This is a genomic window from Pseudomonas sp. MWU13-2862 (assembly GCF_023242495.1).
GTDB classification, from domain to species: Bacteria; Pseudomonadota; Gammaproteobacteria; order Pseudomonadales; family Pseudomonadaceae; genus Aquipseudomonas; species Aquipseudomonas gingeri_D.
This window is the reverse complement of sequence record NZ_JALMEZ010000006.1, coordinates 139,158-155,059: the sequence shown is the minus strand read 5'-3', so window position 1 is coordinate 155,059 and position 15,902 is coordinate 139,158. Positions and strand designations below refer to the sequence as shown.

At 61.3% G+C, this 15,902-nt stretch carries 17 protein-coding genes; 7 read left to right on the top strand and 10 right to left on the bottom strand.

Going from position 1 to position 15,902, the window contains the following annotated elements; genetic code table 11:
• Positions 1 to 2: 2 nt before the first annotated feature.
• The 5 genes from proB to rplU all read right to left on the bottom strand — a co-directional run bounded on the left by proB (position 3) and on the right by rplU (position 3,351).
• Positions 3 to 1,121, bottom strand: coding sequence for a glutamate 5-kinase (proB, locus tag M5C56_RS13080; RefSeq protein WP_103498812.1), 1,119 nt, complete (start codon positions 1,119 to 1,121; stop codon positions 3 to 5).
• 6 nt (positions 1,122 to 1,127) lie between these two features.
• Positions 1,128 to 1,382, bottom strand: a complete 255-nt coding sequence (locus M5C56_RS13075; RefSeq protein ID WP_177099339.1) for a hypothetical protein — start codon at positions 1,380 to 1,382, stop codon at positions 1,128 to 1,130.
• Positions 1,327 to 2,550 carry an Obg family GTPase CgtA gene (gene cgtA / locus M5C56_RS13070; protein ID WP_103498809.1) on the bottom strand — a complete coding sequence of 408 codons (1,224 nt, stop codon included), beginning with the start codon at positions 2,548 to 2,550 and terminating at the stop codon, positions 1,327 to 1,329. Before cgtA ends, M5C56_RS13075 begins: the two co-directional genes overlap by 56 nt.
• Before the next feature lie 193 nt (positions 2,551 to 2,743).
• Positions 2,744 to 3,001, bottom strand: coding sequence for a 50S ribosomal protein L27 (gene rpmA / locus M5C56_RS13065; protein WP_100941438.1), 258 nt, complete (start codon positions 2,999 to 3,001; stop codon positions 2,744 to 2,746).
• A gap of 35 nt (positions 3,002 to 3,036) precedes the next feature.
• Positions 3,037 to 3,351 (bottom strand): 50S ribosomal protein L21, encoded by a 315-nt coding sequence (rplU, locus tag M5C56_RS13060; RefSeq protein ID WP_003176051.1) that lies wholly within the window; start codon positions 3,349 to 3,351, stop codon positions 3,037 to 3,039.
• A 241-nt stretch (positions 3,352 to 3,592) separates the two neighbouring features.
• Here rplU and M5C56_RS13055 point away from each other — a divergent pair, with 241 nt between their 5' ends.
• The 3 genes from M5C56_RS13055 (at position 3,593) to M5C56_RS13045 (ending at position 5,622) form a co-directional block, all read left to right on the top strand.
• On the top strand, positions 3,593 to 4,561 hold the full coding sequence (locus M5C56_RS13055) for a polyprenyl synthetase family protein (RefSeq protein WP_100941439.1): 969 nt from the start codon (positions 3,593 to 3,595) through the stop codon (positions 4,559 to 4,561).
• A gap of 192 nt (positions 4,562 to 4,753) precedes the next feature.
• Entirely contained in the window at positions 4,754 to 5,095 is a 342-nt protein-coding gene (locus M5C56_RS13050; protein ID WP_103497047.1) for a zinc ribbon domain-containing protein YjdM, read from the top strand.
• 269 nt (positions 5,096 to 5,364) lie between these two features.
• Complete coding sequence (locus tag M5C56_RS13045; protein ID WP_103497048.1) at positions 5,365 to 5,622, top strand: hypothetical protein; 258 nt, start codon at positions 5,365 to 5,367, stop codon at positions 5,620 to 5,622.
• A 129-nt stretch (positions 5,623 to 5,751) separates the two neighbouring features.
• Here the strand turns inward: M5C56_RS13045 and M5C56_RS13040 are convergent, their stop codons facing one another.
• Positions 5,752 to 6,369, bottom strand: coding sequence for an FKBP-type peptidyl-prolyl cis-trans isomerase (locus M5C56_RS13040; protein ID WP_103497049.1), 618 nt, complete (start codon positions 6,367 to 6,369; stop codon positions 5,752 to 5,754).
• Between the two features lie 109 nt (positions 6,370 to 6,478).
• Entirely contained in the window at positions 6,479 to 6,967 is a 489-nt protein-coding gene (locus M5C56_RS13035; RefSeq protein WP_103497050.1) for a TIGR00645 family protein, read from the bottom strand.
• 169 nt (positions 6,968 to 7,136) lie between these two features.
• On the opposite strand from M5C56_RS13035, the gene M5C56_RS13030 reads away from it, so the two are divergent.
• The gene (locus M5C56_RS13030; RefSeq protein WP_103497051.1) at positions 7,137 to 8,963 is read left to right on the top strand and encodes a hypothetical protein; all 1,827 of its coding nucleotides are present in this window, start codon (positions 7,137 to 7,139) and stop codon (positions 8,961 to 8,963) included.
• A gap of 14 nt (positions 8,964 to 8,977) precedes the next feature.
• Here M5C56_RS13030 and M5C56_RS13025 read toward each other — a convergent pair whose 3' ends face one another.
• On the bottom strand, positions 8,978 to 9,298 hold the full coding sequence (locus M5C56_RS13025) for a hypothetical protein (RefSeq protein WP_103497052.1): 321 nt from the start codon (positions 9,296 to 9,298) through the stop codon (positions 8,978 to 8,980).
• A 303-nt stretch (positions 9,299 to 9,601) separates the two neighbouring features.
• The gene (locus M5C56_RS13020) at positions 9,602 to 12,040 is read right to left on the bottom strand and encodes an ATP-binding protein (protein ID WP_103497053.1); all 2,439 of its coding nucleotides are present in this window, start codon (positions 12,038 to 12,040) and stop codon (positions 9,602 to 9,604) included.
• 274 nt (positions 12,041 to 12,314) lie between these two features.
• On the opposite strand from M5C56_RS13020, the gene M5C56_RS13015 reads away from it, so the two are divergent.
• Both M5C56_RS13015 and M5C56_RS13010 read left to right on the top strand, forming a co-directional pair.
• Positions 12,315 to 12,803: a DUF3015 domain-containing protein gene (locus tag M5C56_RS13015; RefSeq protein WP_100941447.1), complete on the top strand. Its 489-nt coding sequence runs from the start codon at positions 12,315 to 12,317 to the stop codon at positions 12,801 to 12,803.
• A 75-nt stretch (positions 12,804 to 12,878) separates the two neighbouring features.
• Entirely contained in the window at positions 12,879 to 14,732 is a 1,854-nt protein-coding gene (locus M5C56_RS13010) for a DUF4105 domain-containing protein (RefSeq protein ID WP_103497054.1), read from the top strand.
• Here the strand turns inward: M5C56_RS13010 and M5C56_RS13005 are convergent.
• The gene (locus M5C56_RS13005; protein WP_247263168.1) at positions 14,671 to 15,090 is read right to left on the bottom strand and encodes a hypothetical protein; all 420 of its coding nucleotides are present in this window, start codon (positions 15,088 to 15,090) and stop codon (positions 14,671 to 14,673) included. The genes M5C56_RS13010 and M5C56_RS13005 overlap by 62 nt on opposite strands.
• A gap of 303 nt (positions 15,091 to 15,393) precedes the next feature.
• Here M5C56_RS13005 and M5C56_RS13000 point away from each other — a divergent pair, with 303 nt between their 5' ends.
• Complete coding sequence (locus M5C56_RS13000) at positions 15,394 to 15,888, top strand: GreA/GreB family elongation factor (protein WP_103497055.1); 495 nt, start codon at positions 15,394 to 15,396, stop codon at positions 15,886 to 15,888.
• Positions 15,889 to 15,902: the final 14 nt, after the last annotated feature.

Sequence of the window (15,902 nt, the reverse complement as noted above, 5' to 3'; positions counted from 1 at the left end):
CATCACACCAGAATCAGGTTATCGCGGTGAACCAGTTCAGGCTCCGCCATATACCCCAGCACACCGACAATCGCATCCGACGGCTGCCCGATAATCTTCTGCGCCTCAAGCGCACTGTAGTTCGCCAGCCCACGGGCGATCTCACGACCGTCCGACGCCACGCACACCACCATCTCACCACGCCGGAAGCTGCCCTGGACCAGCTTCACGCCCACCGGCAGCAAACTCTTGTGATCCCGCGCCAGCGCATTCACCGCGCCGTCATCGAGCACCAGCGTGCCACGGGTCTGCAGATGCCCGGCCAGCCACTGCTTGCGCGCCGCCAGCATGCCACGCTCAGGCGACAGCAAGGTGCCAATACGCTCGCCCGCCTTCAGGCGATCCAGCACCCGCTCCAGGCGCCCGCCGACAATGATCGTGTGCGCCCCGGAGCGCGCCGCCAGCCGCGCCGCGCGCAACTTGGTCTGCATACCGCCACGCCCCAGCGCACCACCGGTACCGCCCGCCACCGCATCCAAGGCCGGATCATCGGCTCGGGCCTCATAAATCAGCTGGGCATCGGGGTTGTTGCGCGGATCGGCGTCGAACATGCCATCGCGATCCGTGAGAATCACCAGTAGGTCCGCCTCCACCAGGTTGGCCACCAGCGCCGCCAGGGTGTCGTTGTCGCCGAAACGGATTTCATCGGTGACCACGGTGTCGTTCTCGTTGATCACCGGGATGACCTTGAGCTCCACCAGCGCCCGCAAGGTGCTGCGCGCATTAAGGTAGCGCTTGCGGTCGGACAGATCGTCATGGGTCAGCAGGATCTGCGCGGTATGCCGGCCATGCTCGGCAAAGCTCGATTCCCAGGCCTGCACCAAACCCATCTGACCAATGGCCGCGGCGGCCTGCAACTCGTGCATGGCCGTCGGTCGCACCGTCCAACCCAGACGACTCATACCCGCCGCCACCGCACCAGAAGACACCAGCACCAGCTCGACGCCCGCCTCATGCAACGCCACCATCTGCTCGACCCAGACCCCCATTGCGGCGCGATCCAGACCCTTGCCGTCCGCCGTCAGCAGTGCGCTGCCGATCTTCACGACCCAACGCTGCGCACCTGTCACCTTGCTCCGCATCATCTTTCAACCTTGGCTTGCGGGCAGCACGACCGAGCACTGCCCATGCGATTGTTCAGGGTAGCCGGTTCCCAGAAACCAGAACGCCGCTCGAATGAGCGGCGCCAGGTGGAACAGGCTGATGACGATGATAACACCGCCACCCGTCAGATAGACCGCCCGCTCACCCTCGAGCAGCGGCCAATCCGCACAACATGCGGCAACATCAGTCGCGCACGTAGATGATTTCCGGGCCATCTTCGTCATCGACATCTTCTTCATCCCAGTCATCGTCGCCGATGTCGTGGACGCTCTTGACGCCGCTGCGGCGCAGGGCACGCTGGTCATCCAGGGCCTGCAACTGGGCACGCGCCTCATCTTCGATGCGCTGATCGAGATCACGCAGCTCGTCGGCATAGGCAGGGTCATTGGCCAGACGATCGAGACGATCTTCCAGGTAGCGCATGATGTCGCGGGTCAGGCGCTCGGTCCCTTCCTTGGCAATCGCCGAGATCACATAGACCGGACCGGTCCACTGCAGGCGCTCGACCACTTCCTTGACCCGCTCCTCGTGCTCTTCCTCGAGGATCTGGTCGCACTTGTTCAGCACCAGCCAGCGATCACGCTCAGCCAGGGACGGGCTGAACTTGGTCAGCTCATTGACGATCACTTCGGCGGCATCCGGCGCACTGCTGTCATCCAGCGGCGCCATGTCGACGAGGTGCAGCAGCAAACGCGTGCGCGCCAAGTGCTTGAGGAAGCGAATCCCCAGACCGGCACCACCGGAAGCACCCTCGATCAAACCCGGGATGTCGGCGATGACAAAGCTCTTCCAGCGGTCGACGCTGACCACGCCCAGGTTCGGCACCAGGGTGGTGAACGGATAATCCGCCACCTTCGGCTTGGCGGCCGAGACCGAACGGATAAAGGTACTTTTACCGGCGTTCGGCAAGCCCAGCAGGCCGACGTCCGCCAACACCTTCATTTCCAGCTTGAGGTCGCGCTGCTCGCCCGGCTTGCCCGGCGTAGTCTGGCGCGGCGCACGGTTGGTGCTGGATTTGAAACGGCTGTTGCCCAGGCCGTGCCAGCCGCCATGGACCACCAGCAGGCGCTGACCAGCCTTGACCAGGTCACCGATGACTTCCTGGGTGGCGGAATCGATCACCGTGGTGCCGACCGGCACGCGCAGCTCCAGATCCTCACCCTTCTTGCCGGTGCAGTCGGTGCTGCCGCCATTGGAACCGCGCTCGGCATCGAAGTGCCGGGTATAGCGATAATCCACCAGGGTATTGAGGTTTTCGTCGGCGACCATATAGATCGAGCCGCCGTCACCACCGTCACCGCCGTTGGGACCGCCGTTTTCGATGAATTTTTCCCGACGGAAACTCATGCAACCGTTGCCGCCGTCGCCAGCTTTTACGCGAATCGATACTTCATCAACGAACTTCATAACACACGCCTCTCGCCACCAGGACGAGCTGAAAAATCACAAGTATAAGACTCTTGCAAAGATGAGCGCGGCGACCTCAATCAACGACCGAAAAATCCAGCGCCGACAGCCCATACAAACAGCTTTGCAAGAGACTCACCCCACAAACGAAAAAGCCCCGTCGCAAGACGGGGCTTCTCCAGCATCCTCGCGATTAAGCCGCGATGATGCTCACGTAACGGCGGTTGAACGCGCCTTTTACTTCAAACTTGATCACGCCTTCGACTTTAGCGAAGAGAGTGTGATCTTTACCCATGCCAACGCCGTAACCGGCGTGGAATTGGGTGCCGCGCTGACGCACGATGATGTTGCCCGCTTTGATAGCCTGGCCGCCATACATCTTCACGCCAAGGCGTTTGGCTTCTGAGTCGCGACCGTTACGGGTACTACCACCAGCTTTTTTGTGTGCCATGAGTTCAATTCTCCAAAAAGGGGATTAGGCTGAAATTAAGCCTGAATACCGGTGATTTTGATCTCGGTGTACCACTGACGGTGGCCCATACGCTTCATGTGGTGCTTACGACGACGGAACTTGATGATGCGGACTTTATCGTGACGACCTTGGGAGATCACTTCAGCCACAACGGTAGCGCCCGCAACAACTGGAGCGCCGATGTTCACGTCATCGCCATTGGCGACCAACAGAACGCGATCAAAGGTAACGGATTCGCCGGTGGCGATTTCCAGTTTCTCGATCTTCAGGTATTCACCTGGAGCGACTTTGTACTGCTTGCCGCCGGTAACGATTACTGCGTAAGACATGGTATTTCTCCGATAATCCTGCTCACCCAGCGCTTTATAGGTAAAGGTATTGGCTGGCATGGCTGCATGGGGCTGGAACGGCCCAGATGCAATTGCGTAAGGCAGGTGCTGCCCAGGAAGTTCAGGGTGCGCGATTGTACGCAAGCCATCTGGCCATTGCAAGCCCGTAGACCGCGTACCTTGACAGCACAGACCCCCCGCCCTAGCATGCCGCGCAACCCTTCTGGAGCGACTCCCGCTGATGCAACCCCAAGCTTTCTACCGCGCGGTGGCGGACGATTTTAGCGCCGTCGACGGCATCATCAAGAAGCAGTTGACTTCCCGGGTGCCGCTGGTCTCGAAAATCGGCGATTACATCACCTCGGCCGGGGGCAAACGCCTGCGTCCTTTATTGGTGTTGCTGTGTGGCAAGGCCCTGGGCCGCGAAGGCGACGACCTGCGCCTGCTCGCCGCGACCATCGAGTTCCTGCACACCGCCACCCTGCTGCACGACGACGTGGTCGACATGTCCGGCATGCGCCGTGGTCGCTCCACCGCCAACGCCATGTGGGGCAACGCCCCGAGTGTGCTGGTGGGCGACTTCCTGTACTCGCGCTCCTTCGAAATGATGGTCGAGCTGGGCTCGATGCCGGTGATGAAGATTCTTTCACAGGCCACCCGCATCATCGCCGAAGGCGAAGTGTTGCAGTTGTCCAAGGTCCGCGACGCCAGCACCACTGAAGAAACCTATATGGAAGTCATCCGCGGCAAGACCGCGATGCTCTTCGAAGCCTCGACCCACAGCGCCGCGGCCCTGTGCCAGGCCACGCCGGAGCAGACCGAAGCGCTGCGCACCTTTGGCGACCACCTGGGTGTTGCGTTCCAGTTGGTGGACGACCTGCTGGACTACAAAGGCGATGCCGAGACCCTGGGCAAGAACGTCGGCGACGACCTGGCCGAAGGCAAGCCGACCCTGCCGCTGATCTACACCATGCGCGAAGGCACGCCGGAACAGGCGGCCCTGGTGCGCCAGGCGATCCAGAAAGGCGGTATCGAAGACCTGGAAAGCATTCGCGAAGCCGTACAGGCCTCCGGGTCCCTGGACTACACCGCGCAACTGGCCCGCGACTACGTGGCACGGGCGATTGCCTGCCTGGAAGCGCTGCCGGCGAGCGAATACCGCGATGCCCTGGTGGAACTGAGCGAGTTTGCGGTCGCCCGTACTCACTGATTGCCTACTTTCCTGAAAACAACCCGAACCTGTAGGAGCAGGGCTTGCCCGCGAAAGGGCCCTTGAGGCCGCCAAAAGCTTCGCGGGCAAGCCCTGCTCCTACAAGGTTCTGCGTCAACCTGCCCTCCCCCTCCCGCGGCTAAAACCCTATATAATGTGCGCTTTTCGCCTTCCCGAAACCGAGGAGCCTTAGTGAGCACGTTGCCACCCTGCCCGAAATGCAATTCCGAATTCACCTACGAAGACGGCACCCAACTGGTCTGCCCCGAATGCGCCCATGAGTGGTCTGCCGGCGGCGAAGCCGAAGCCACCAGCGACGACACCGTGAAAAAGGACTCCGTGGGCAACGTCCTGCAAGACGGCGACACCATCACCGTGATCAAGGACCTGAAGGTCAAGGGCACCTCCCTGGTGGTCAAGGTCGGCACCAAGGTCAAGAACATCCGTCTGTGCGATGGCGACCACGACATCGACTGCAAGATCGACGGCATCGGCCCGATGAAACTCAAGTCCGAGTTCGTCCGGAAGGTCTGAAGCCCCCCCTCCCCTGTAGGAGCCGGCTTGCCGGCGATAGCGGCCGACCAGGCGATGCAAGGCTTGCGGCCCCATCGCCGGCAAGCCGGCTCCTATAAAGGTCCGCGCCAGCCCTGGTTGCAGGGACCAGGATTACGTCAGCTTTCATCCCCCGCCTTCCTTGACCTCAGACAAATCCCCCTACAGAAAACTCCCCTATCGGCCAATAGGCACTTGCTATTCTTTGAATAAGAATTATTCTCATTGAAACCCATCAAGGAGATGAGACCATGACTTATTTGATCGATGCCTGGCTGGACCGCCCACACCCTTACCTGCGCATCCTGCATCGGGAAACGGGAGAGGTCTGTGCGGTACTGGAGGAAGAAGCCTTGAACGAGCTGCAGGACCAGGGCGACCTGGACGTCAGCGGCTTGAGTTCCAGCGAACCGCTGGTGCTCAAGGAACTGGTGCGTAACCTGTTTCTGTTCTGCTATGCGCGGGCGTTGCGCCCGAGTGGGGAGCCGGATGCCAAGATCCAGTTATGACGCGCCTATTCCTGCCGACACCGTACTGTAGGAGCGTGGCTTGCCTGCGAAGCTTTTGGCAATATTGACGGCCTCTTCGCGGGCAAGCCCTGCTCCTACAGTACAGCGGTGACAGCAGTCGCGCGGTACTTACAGAACGTCGAGCAGCTCGACGTCGAACACCAGTACGCTGTGCGGCGGAATGCCACCGACGCCCTGGGCGCCATAAGCCAGCTCGCTCGGCACGTACAGACGCCATTTGCTACCGGCATTCATCAGTTGCAGTGCCTCGGTCCAGCCGGCGATCACGCCACCGACCGGGAATTCGGCTGGCTGGCCGCGCTCGTAGGAGCTGTCGAACACGGTGCCGTCGATCAGGGTGCCGTGGTAGTGAGTACGCACGGTGTCCTCACGGGATGGCTTGGCGCCCTCGCCCTGGGTCAGCACTTCGAACTGCAGGCCGGAAGCCAGGGTGGTGATGCCTTCGCGCTTGGCGTTTTCCGCCAGGAATTCCAGACCGGCGCCCGCCGCGGCTTCAGCCTTGGCAGCGGCTTCGGCCTGCATGACTTCACGGATCACCTTGAAGCTGGCGGACAGCTCTTCCTGGCCCACGCGGCTTGGCTGGCCGTGGAAAGCGTCGGTCAGGCCGGTCAGGATCGCATCGAGACTTACGCCCGGCGGCGGATTATCACGCAGTTGGTCACCCAACTGACGGCCGATACCGTAGCTGACGCGGGTTTCGTCGGTGGACAGATTTACTTCGGACATAACACTGCTCCGCTGTGGGCTGCGGCGGGAAACACCTGTCGAACAAGGTATTGCCCCACGCACCCGGAACCAAAAAGGGCCAGCAGACTAGCACACAAGCACAGCGGGGTCAGTGCTTGGTCAGCTTGTCTAGATAGCCCATGGCAAAGGCCGACACGACAAAGGTCATGTGGATGATCACATACCATTGCAGGTGCACCGGATCGACGTTCTTGGCATCCATGAACACCCGCAGCAGGTGAATCGAGGAAATCGCCACGATCGACGCCGCCACCTTCATCTTCAACGACGTGGAGTCCATCTTGCCCAACCAACTGAGCTTTTCCTTGCCCTCATCGATGTCCATCTGCGACACGAAGTTCTCGTAGCCGGAAATCATCACCATCACCAGCAGGCCACCCACCAGCGCCATGTCGATCAGCGACAGCAGCACCAGGATCAGGTCGGCCTCGGCCATGGCAAAGACGTTGGGGATGACGTGAAACACTTCCTGGAAGAACTTCAGCGCCAAGGCCAGCAGGCCCAGGGACAGTCCGAGGTAAATCGGTGCCAGCAGCCAGCGCGAGGCATACATCGTATTTTCGATAAAACGTTCCATGGATCTCATACCAACTGAAAATGGCCGCGAGTATACCAGCGCCAAAACCCGAGGGAAAAAGCCCTCCACAGGCGCTCGTTCAACATAGGGACAGCTGCGCCAGGGCGATTTTCTGCTAGTGTCGGCATCAACGACATCGCGTGTGCACTGTGTACAGGAAAACTGAACAATGGATTTGCGACTTCCCCTGGGTTGCCTCGGGCTATCGGTGGCTCTGCTGATGAGCGGCTGCTCCCCCAAAGACAAGCCACACCAAGCCAGCCTCGAGGAAAGGACCGCACAGTTCGAAAAAACCCTCGACACCCTGCAAGACCCCAAGCTCAAGGATGCCGTGGCCGACCTCGGCGGCTCCCTGCTGTTGCTCGAACGGGCCCGCCTGCGCCTGCGGGACAAGCCCATCGAAACCGAATACAGCGACGATGCCCTGGCGTTGCTCAAGCACTACCCCAGCCCGCAGGCCCTGGCCGACACCTATATCAACGGCCTTTTCGTGCTGCGCAAAACCGCCAGTTCCGACTACCTGACCGACCTGCAGCCGATCTTTCCGTTCAGCTTCAACTACCCCACCGAATTCCCGTTTCCCCATGCACTGGAATGGCAGTCGGTGACCCTGAGCAACAAACAGGTGATCCCCTTCCAGCCTGAATGGTCGGAAACCGATCCCGGGATACAGCTGAGCCCCTCCAGCTCGAACATGACCAACCCCGACGACCTGACGATCACCTATCCGTATGTCGAAGGCCAGGAAGTCGATCCGAAAAAACAGCCGCAACCCCTGACCCTGCACGGCAAGGTCGAAGTGATCGCCCCAAGCAAGGTAGTGACCTTCAACCTGACCCGCCAGGACGTCGGCAAACTGCAAAGCCGCGACAACGTCAGCCTCACCCTGGTATCGCTGGACAAGAACAATGCCGAAATCGAACTGAGCGGTAACGCCGTACAGGCGCCCCAGGTCAGCGACACCCCGCTCAACCCACTGATCGTCCAGGCCATGGACAGCACCGGGCAATTTCTCTCCCGTGCCGGCGCCATCAACGAAAACACCGCGCAGATTGCCTTCTACCAGCAGCAACTGGACGAAATGCTCAAACAGAAGAGCTGGAGCGACACCTTCGAGAAAAAACTCGACAGCGAGCAAAAGGCCTTCGAGGCGAAGCAGACCAGCCACTACACCCGGGTCTACTTCAACGGCATGATCGACAAGCTGGAAATCAGCGTGATGGACTTTTCCGGGGCCACGGTCGACCGCAAGGAGCTGGACCTGCCGGTACGCCAGTTCGACAACACCACCAGCAAGGATATCCAGCCGTTGCCCATGCCGGTGGTGGTCTACGACGACAAGGCGTCGAGCTATCTCAAGGACGCCAACCTGGACGCCGAGAAGCTGAAAAAAAGCGTGATCATCAGTCAGTCGGTGGACGATGCCAGCGCGGCAAACATCGAGTTCGACCACCCCAAGACCTTCAACGACGAGTTGCTTGGCACGCCCACCGCCCCCGGCGGCAGTCCGGTGACCTTCTTCACCGAAGACGAACAAGGTAAGCGCGGCGAGCCTCTGGAGTTGCCTAACGAGGCCTTCGAGGTCAATCCGCTGGACGGTACCATCACCTACGACCTGAACCTGTTCCCGGAAACGCCGGCCTATGCCGTCGGCTCGATGCCGCTGTTCCTGGCCGATATCCAGAAAAACACCCTCGACGCCCACCAGTTGCCCGCCGGCCTGGAGCTCAAGGGCAACGCCCTGATCGTCGACCAGAAGCGCTTCCCTGCCGAGTCCTGGCGCTTCTACGCCAAGGACGACAGCGGCAACTACCTCAAGGAAATCCTCGCCACCAGCCATAGCGACAAGGCTGATTCGCCGCCGGTCTATGACGTCCACTACTTCTACGGGCAGCCGACCCAGCTGGAAAGCTACCAGCGCACGGCCTTGAACACCGTCGAGTACGGTTTCGAGGTCAAGCTCGACAAGGCCCAGGTTTCAGGCCCCGCCGAATGATCGTGGGCTGGCGCCTAGTGTTCCAGGCCCCGGCCTCGCGTGCCGTTGATCTCCCGTAGCTGGGCCTGCAAATGCAGGCTCCAGATCTGCGGATCCTCGGCCAGCTGATAGCCATGCAAGGTCAGGCTTTCGACAATCGACTCAAGGATGGATTCGGCCACGACCGGGCCATGGAACGGACCCTGGGCCTTGATGGCCGAGGGTTGTTCGCCGGCCATTCCGGCGGCGAACAGGAGGGTCCACATTCCGTTATCGCCGGCAATCGGGCGAATACTGCATTCGATACGGGTCACGAGACCCAGGCATTGGCGGGTGAGACAAAGGTTGCGCGGCATGGCGGCGACCCTCGGTAGATCCTGTCTTCAGCCTCCGGGGGGAGGTTGCATCGGTCCAGTGACTACAGTGGAGGTCCTTGCCCAGAGAATAGAATAAAACTACAGGCAGCAAGGATTTGCAGGACCAACGGGCGTCAGGTTGGCATGCGCCAAAGCCTTGACTCCTTTCCCGCACACACTTAATTGCACGCTGCTTAATTCTTGAGAACACAACGGAACCTGTGGGAGCAGAGCTTGCTCGCGAAGCTTTTGGCGGCCTCAAGGACGCCTTCGCCGGCAAGCCCTGCTCCTGCAGGGCCGTAATCAGGACGCCTTGACCTCCGCCAATGCCTGCTCGGCGGCTTCCTTCTCGGCCTCCTTGAGGTCCTCTTCGCTGATCATCTCGGCGATCACCCGCAGACGCTCCACCACCCGCGCATTGACGCTGCCTTCCGGGAACTGGCCATCGGCATCCGGCTCACCGGCCGGCTCGCCCACCAGCAGGCTCAGGGCCTCATCGGCCTGGCGCACGGCATACACGTGGAACTGCCCGGCCCGCACCGCCTGCAATACGCGCTCATCGAGCATCAAGGTGGCAACGTTCGCATGGGGAATGATTGCCCCCTGCTCACCGGTCAGGCCACGGGCCTCGCAGAGCCGGAAGAAGCCTTCGATCTTCTCGTTGACCCCGCCCACCGCCTGCACTTCACCGAACTGGTTGATCGACCCAGTGATAGCAAAACACTGTTTGAGTGGGGTTTTCGACAAGGCCGAAATCAACGTGCAGGCTTCGCCCAGGGACGCGCTGTCGCCATCGACATAACCGTAGGACTGCTCCAGGGCAATACTCGCGGAAATCGCCAGCGGGAATTCCTGGGCATAACGGCTGCCCAGGTAACCGGTGAGGATCATCACGCCCTTGGAGTGGATCGGCTGGCCGAGGTTGACCTCACGCTCGATGTCGACGATTCCGCTACCGCCCGGATACACCGTGGCGGAAATCCGCGCCGGCACGCCGAAGGCCGAGTCACCGACTTCCAGCACCGTCAGCCCGTTGCACTTGCCCACGGCCGCGCCCGCGGTGTCGATCAGGATGATCCCCGCCAGCATATCGTCGAGGATCCGCGCCGAGACCCGCCCGGTGCGGGTGGCCTTGGCCTTGAGCGCCCGCTCGATGTGGCCGGCGTCGGTCATCTCGTCATTGGCCAGGTGGCGAATGAAATCCGCCTCGCTGACCAGTTGGAACAGATCGCCGATCCGCGCCGACAAACGCCCCTGGTGCTCGGCCAGACGCGCGCTGTAGGTCGCCAGGCGCGCCACCGCGTCAGCGGTCAGCGGGGCCATGCCCTCTTCCGAAGTGCGGGTCTTGAGCAACTGGGCGAACTGCTCCAGGCTCTCGTCGACCATGGGAATGTCTTCGTCGAAGTCCACCAGCACGCGGAACATCTCCTGGAAATCCGGATCCAGGTCCTGCAGCGTGTAGTACAACTGGCGGGCACCGATGATGATGACCTTGACCTGCAACGGAATCACCTGTGGCGTCAGCGTCACGGTGGCCAGGCGCCCCAGTTCACCGAGCGGCGACTCCATCTTCAACTTGCGCGACTGCAGGGCGCGCTTGAGCGCGTCCCAGACAAAGGGCTCGCTGAGCATCTTCTCGGCTTCGAGAATCAGGAAGCCGCCGTTGGCCCGATGCAAGGCACCCGGACGCAACTGCCGATAGGTGGTGTAGAGCGCGCCCTGATCGGTGCTGTATTCGATACGACCGAACAGGTTGTCGTAGGTCGGGTGCGGTTCGAACACCACCGGCGCACCGCCATTGAAGGGTTGCCCCACCACCAGGCTCGGCGCGTACTGTTCCTCAAGCAGCTTGCGGGCCACGGCATCGGTCTTGCTGTCGTCGACCAACTGCTCGACCACGGTTTTCAACAGGTAAACCTGCATGGCTTGCAGGTAACCGCAAACCGCCGCGTTCTCCGCGTATTTTTCCGACAACGGCGCCAGCAAAGGCTGCAGGGCCAGGGTGATGGTTTCTTCGTTCAACTGGCGCAGCTGATTGCTCGATTCGCGCTTCCATTGCGGCAGGCTGGCGAGCTCCTCGTTGAGGCGCTCCTCAAGATCCGCGATATCAGTATGGAAACGTTCACGCTCGGCTTCCGGCAACTGGGCGAATTCCGCCTCGTCCAGGGCCTTGCCTTCGCTCATGGGGGTAAAGGCGATATTGGTGCTGTCGCGATACAGCGCAACTTCCTTCTCCAGCGCCAGGCGCTCGATCACATCCAGGGCGCGGTCGTAACGCTGGTTGAAGGCGCGGTCGATGGCGCTCTTCTTCTGCTGGTAGGACGGGTGCTCGAACACCGCAGGAAAGGTCGCCAGCAGGTTGTCGATCAGGCCGTTGATATCGGCGATGAACGCGCCCGCCTCGCCCGCTGGCAGCTCCAGCGCCCGTGGCTCGCGAGGTTCGTCGAAATTATTGACATAGACCCAGTCGGACGGGGTCTGTAGGCGTTTTCCTTCAGCTTTCAGATAGCGTTTGACGAACGAAAAACGCCCGGTACCGGGTTCGCCCATGACAAACACGTTGTAACCGGGGCGTGGCATCGCCACGCCGAACTGCAAGGCTTCAACGGCACGTTCCTGGCCAAGCACACCGCGAAAAGGCTCCAGATCATTGGTGGTAGAGAAGCTGAACTGTTCAGCGGAAAAAGGACGGGTCAGCGCTTCAGGCGCTAGTCGCAAGCTGGCAGCAACAGAATCAGGCATCGGGCTTCCTTACATCAGGCGGGGCAGATGAAAGCATTCTGGCGCTCGCCATGCCTGACTGGCAAGGCGAGCGATGGCTGAATCGCTACGGCGTGGCAAAAGTCCTCAGACAGGGACTACAAACTCTTTCCCGCATTCACATCAGGAAAAAACAATGGAACCCTTGGAACCTGCCTAAACTCCAACGTGCGAGGCTGGATTGATAACCAGCCTACTGGCCCTGAACCAGGCCAGATCCCCTCGTCATTGGCACGCACATAAAGAGAACAAAGCTATGAAACGGATTCTTCTGGGTACTCTCTTCACGGTTGTCTCCCTCAATGCCATGGCCCAGGCGCCAGGTGGGCCGGATTGCGGCTGGGGTAACATGCTGTTCAAGGGCCAGCGCGGCACTCCCGCCCACATTCTGGCGTCCACCACCAACGGCACCTCCGGCAACGCCACCTTCGGCATGACCTCCGGCACCAATGGCTGCTCCACCCGTGACTCACTGACCTATGGCGGCCGCTCCTGGATCGCCATGAACGGCATGATGAACGAACTTTCCGAAGACATGGCCAAGGGCCAGGGCGAAGCCCTGACCACCTACGCCGTGGTCCTTGGCGTGGCCCCGGAAGACCGTGAGCATTTCGCGGCCGTCACCCACGAGCACTTCCAGCAGATCTTCAGCAAGGCTGACGTGACCGCCGACGATGTGCACACCAACACCCTCGCGGTCCTCAAAGGCGATCCGCGCCTGGCCAAGTACGCGACCCAGGCTTAAGCTCGACCCGCCCGCTCCTTTCGGAGCGGGTTTTTGTGTGCGTTGCCTCTTTTCGTCTGACAACAGTTGCCCACCATGCTCAAACGCCTTGCCTACCTGGCGCTCTGTGCCTGCGCCCCGCTGTACGCCGCACCGCACCTCGACACCCAGCGTTTGCAGCAGTTGGCCCATGACCCGTTCTGGATTTCCCTCGGCCATTACGAGACGGCCAAGCTCGGCGGCTGGCGCAGTTATGTCAGCGACAAAAAATATTTCCTCGCGGCCGACGGTGCTCATCACCCGGACGCGGAACTGCAAGCCACCCTCGACGCCCTCTATGCCCCGGCCAGCCTCGGCAACCAGCATCCCCAGTGTGTCTATCCGGCCCGCACGCGCTGGCTCAAGGCGCAACTGCAGCTGACCGACCTGCCCGCCCCCGATTGCACGGAATTCAACCAGTGGTTCAAGGATGTCGCGCCCCACAGTACGGTGATGATCTTCCCGGCGGCCTACCTGAACAGCCCTTCGTCGATGTTCGGCCACACTTTGCTGCGCATCGACCCGGCCGGTGTGCAGCGCGACCAGACCGCCCTGCTCAGCTACGCGATCAACTTCGGCGCCTATATCGAAGGTTCCGACAACAGCATCCTCTATGCCTGGAAAGGCCTGGCGGGGGGTTATCCGGGCCTGTTCGCCATGGTGCCCTACCAGGAAAAGCTCTCCGAATACCGCAGCCTGGAGAACCGCGACCTGTGGGAATACCGGCTGAACCTGACGCCCGAAGAGACCCAGCGCATGGTCGAGCATGTCTGGGAGTTGAAGCAGATCCAGTTCGACTACTTCTTCTTCGATGAAAACTGCTCTTACCGCCTGCTGGAACTATTGCAGGTGGCGCGTCCGAGCCTGCACCTGACCGAACAGTTTCCGCTGACCGCGATTCCCACCGACACCGTCAAGGCGGTCAAGGACGCGGGACTGGTGGACAGGATCGACTACCGGCCATCCCGCGAGCGCGAACTGCTGGAGCGGGCCAAACCGCTGGATCCCGAGGAACAGCAGTGGGTGCTGAAAGTCAGTGCCGACGCGCAGCAAGTGCAATCGGCCGGCTTCAAGCAATTGGCCAAGGCTCGTCAGGCGCTGATCATCGACGCCGCCTATAGACTCGAACGCTACCGGGCCAATGGCCAGGAACGTGATCCGGTACAAGCCCAGCGCAGCTTCGAGCTGCTGCGGGCGATCAACCAGAACCCGCCGCCGGAGCTGCAGATCGAGCGTCCGGGCCTGCCGGAAAACGGCCATGAGTCCCGCACCTGGCAGGCCGGGGTCGGCACCCGGGGCAGCCGGACATTCGGCGAATATGGCTTGCGCATGGCCTATCACGACCTCAACGACAATGCCGAGAGTTTTCCCCTCGGCGCACAGATAGAAATCCTGCAGATGAAACTGCGCCAGTACGAAGGCAATCACTGGCAGTTGCAGCAACTGGACCTGGCGACCATTCGCTCGCTGACGCCGCGCAATGCGCTGTTGCAACCGTGGTCGTGGCAAGTCACCGGCGGCCTGGAACGGGTGCCGGGGCGGCACGACGACCAGACCCTGGTCAGCCATGTGAACGGCGGCGCGGGCGGCACCTGGCAATTGGGCGACGATGTGCTGGGGTTTGCCCTGGGCACTGTGAGGGTCGAACACAACGCGGACTTCGCGGCGGTTGTTTCGCCGGCGGCGGGGTTCGACACCGGCCTGTTGTGGAAAAACCCGCTGGGCAACCTGAGCCTGGAGGCCAAGGGCGACTACTTCATCAATGGCGAAGTGCGTCGCAGCCTGAGCCTCAACCAACAATGGGCGCTGTCGCGCAACCTGGGCCTGCGCTTAAGCGCCCAGCGCGAGTTCAGCAAGCTGGCCACGCCGGAGAACGAGGTGATGCTGGAGGTGAAGTGGTATCACTATTGAGCGGCGCCTGCCACTGTACGTTCGGCAACCCGGACTTACGACGATCCAGCAACTCTCCCTGCAAACGCAGACAACGCTCATAATCGCGCCTGGCCATATTGTCGATCGTGATATTACCCACCTCCTCCGGCGCCGTTCGCTCGCCGAAGCGGATATCCACCACCGGTGCCTCGGGCTTCAACTGAAACAGGCTGGGTGACTTCTCGTCAGGCTTCTCCACCTGAGTGGCCGCAGGCAACTGGTCCGGCGTCACGCCGTAGCGGTCCAACAGGGAGCTCTCGGGCAATGGCTCACCCATGGCGACACAGGCGGACAAGGTCAGGCCGACACCCACGCCATGGGTTTTGAAACAACTCATACACAACACTCACGTTCTTTGGCTGCAATCGCCCCACGCCTCCACGCGGGGCCGAAACACCTGACGCAGAGCGCCCGGCACCGTATTACCCTACAATCAAAAAGAACGACCGGCGTCGTAAAAATTTACCACCCAGCCTCACAAACCGCTCATTGCGCCTGTTTCAGGCCTGAATCTGCGGACGTCGAGCTCTGCTCGGAAAGCCGACACGGTGCAGATCCAACCACCACAGGTCGCTTACGGATATACCGGCAAACCCAAACCCTGCGAGCATGGTCGGATACCCATGAACGGGAGATTGCCATGAGCCGCGCCTTCGTCAACGAAGACAACGCCGCCGCCCAGGCCGAGCAGCCGGTGGAGCGCCAGGTCAGTACCCAGCCCAATTACGTCACCCCACAGGGCCTGGCGCAATTGCACGCCCGCGTGGCGGCGCTGCAAGCCGAATACAGCCAGCAAAGCGCCCTGGACGAGGCCGCCGACAAACAGCGCCAGGCCGATATCGAGCGCGACCTGCGTTACTTCAACCAACGCCTCTCCAGTGCCCAGCTCGCCACGCCGGCGACCTCCACCGAGGTGGTGCAGATCGGCAGTCGCGTGACCTTCGCCAATGAACAGGACGAAGAGCAGCAGGTGCAACTGGTCGGCGAGGACGAGGCGGATGCCGCTCGCGGTTTGATCAATTGGGGCTCGCCCCTGGGTCGGGCGTTGCTGGGTGCGCGCCTGGGGGATGAAGTGCTATGGAAACGACCGGCGGGGGATCAGTCGATCGAGATCGTGAGGATCGAACCGGCTTAGCGGCGCGCAATAAA

Excerpts from the sequence above, each read along its gene's own strand:
- proB (WP_103498812.1), bottom strand. The coding sequence starts at position 1,121 with ATGCGGAGCAAGGTGACAGGTGCGCAGCGTTGGGTCGTGAAGATCGGC.
- M5C56_RS13075 (WP_177099339.1), bottom strand. The coding sequence starts at position 1,382 with ATGAAGAAGATGTCGATGACGAAGATGGCCCGGAAATCATCTACGTGC.
- cgtA (WP_103498809.1), bottom strand. The coding sequence starts at position 2,550 with ATGAAGTTCGTTGATGAAGTATCGATTCGCGTAAAAGCTGGCGACGGC.
- rpmA (WP_100941438.1), bottom strand. The coding sequence starts at position 3,001 with ATGGCACACAAAAAAGCTGGTGGTAGTACCCGTAACGGTCGCGACTCA.
- rplU (WP_003176051.1), bottom strand. The coding sequence starts at position 3,351 with ATGTCTTACGCAGTAATCGTTACCGGCGGCAAGCAGTACAAAGTCGCT.
- M5C56_RS13055 (WP_100941439.1), top strand. The coding sequence starts at position 3,593 with ATGCAACCCCAAGCTTTCTACCGCGCGGTGGCGGACGATTTTAGCGCC.
- M5C56_RS13045 (WP_103497048.1), top strand. The coding sequence starts at position 5,365 with ATGACTTATTTGATCGATGCCTGGCTGGACCGCCCACACCCTTACCTG.
- M5C56_RS13040 (WP_103497049.1), bottom strand. The coding sequence starts at position 6,369 with ATGTCCGAAGTAAATCTGTCCACCGACGAAACCCGCGTCAGCTACGGT.
- M5C56_RS13035 (WP_103497050.1), bottom strand. The coding sequence starts at position 6,967 with ATGGAACGTTTTATCGAAAATACGATGTATGCCTCGCGCTGGCTGCTG.
- M5C56_RS13030 (WP_103497051.1), top strand. The coding sequence starts at position 7,137 with ATGGATTTGCGACTTCCCCTGGGTTGCCTCGGGCTATCGGTGGCTCTG.
- M5C56_RS13025 (WP_103497052.1), bottom strand. The coding sequence starts at position 9,298 with ATGCCGCGCAACCTTTGTCTCACCCGCCAATGCCTGGGTCTCGTGACC.
- M5C56_RS13020 (WP_103497053.1), bottom strand. The coding sequence starts at position 12,040 with ATGCCTGATTCTGTTGCTGCCAGCTTGCGACTAGCGCCTGAAGCGCTG.
- M5C56_RS13015 (WP_100941447.1), top strand. The coding sequence starts at position 12,315 with ATGAAACGGATTCTTCTGGGTACTCTCTTCACGGTTGTCTCCCTCAAT.
- M5C56_RS13010 (WP_103497054.1), top strand. The coding sequence starts at position 12,879 with ATGCTCAAACGCCTTGCCTACCTGGCGCTCTGTGCCTGCGCCCCGCTG.
- M5C56_RS13005 (WP_247263168.1), bottom strand. The coding sequence starts at position 15,090 with ATGAGTTGTTTCAAAACCCATGGCGTGGGTGTCGGCCTGACCTTGTCC.
- M5C56_RS13000 (WP_103497055.1), top strand. The coding sequence starts at position 15,394 with ATGAGCCGCGCCTTCGTCAACGAAGACAACGCCGCCGCCCAGGCCGAG.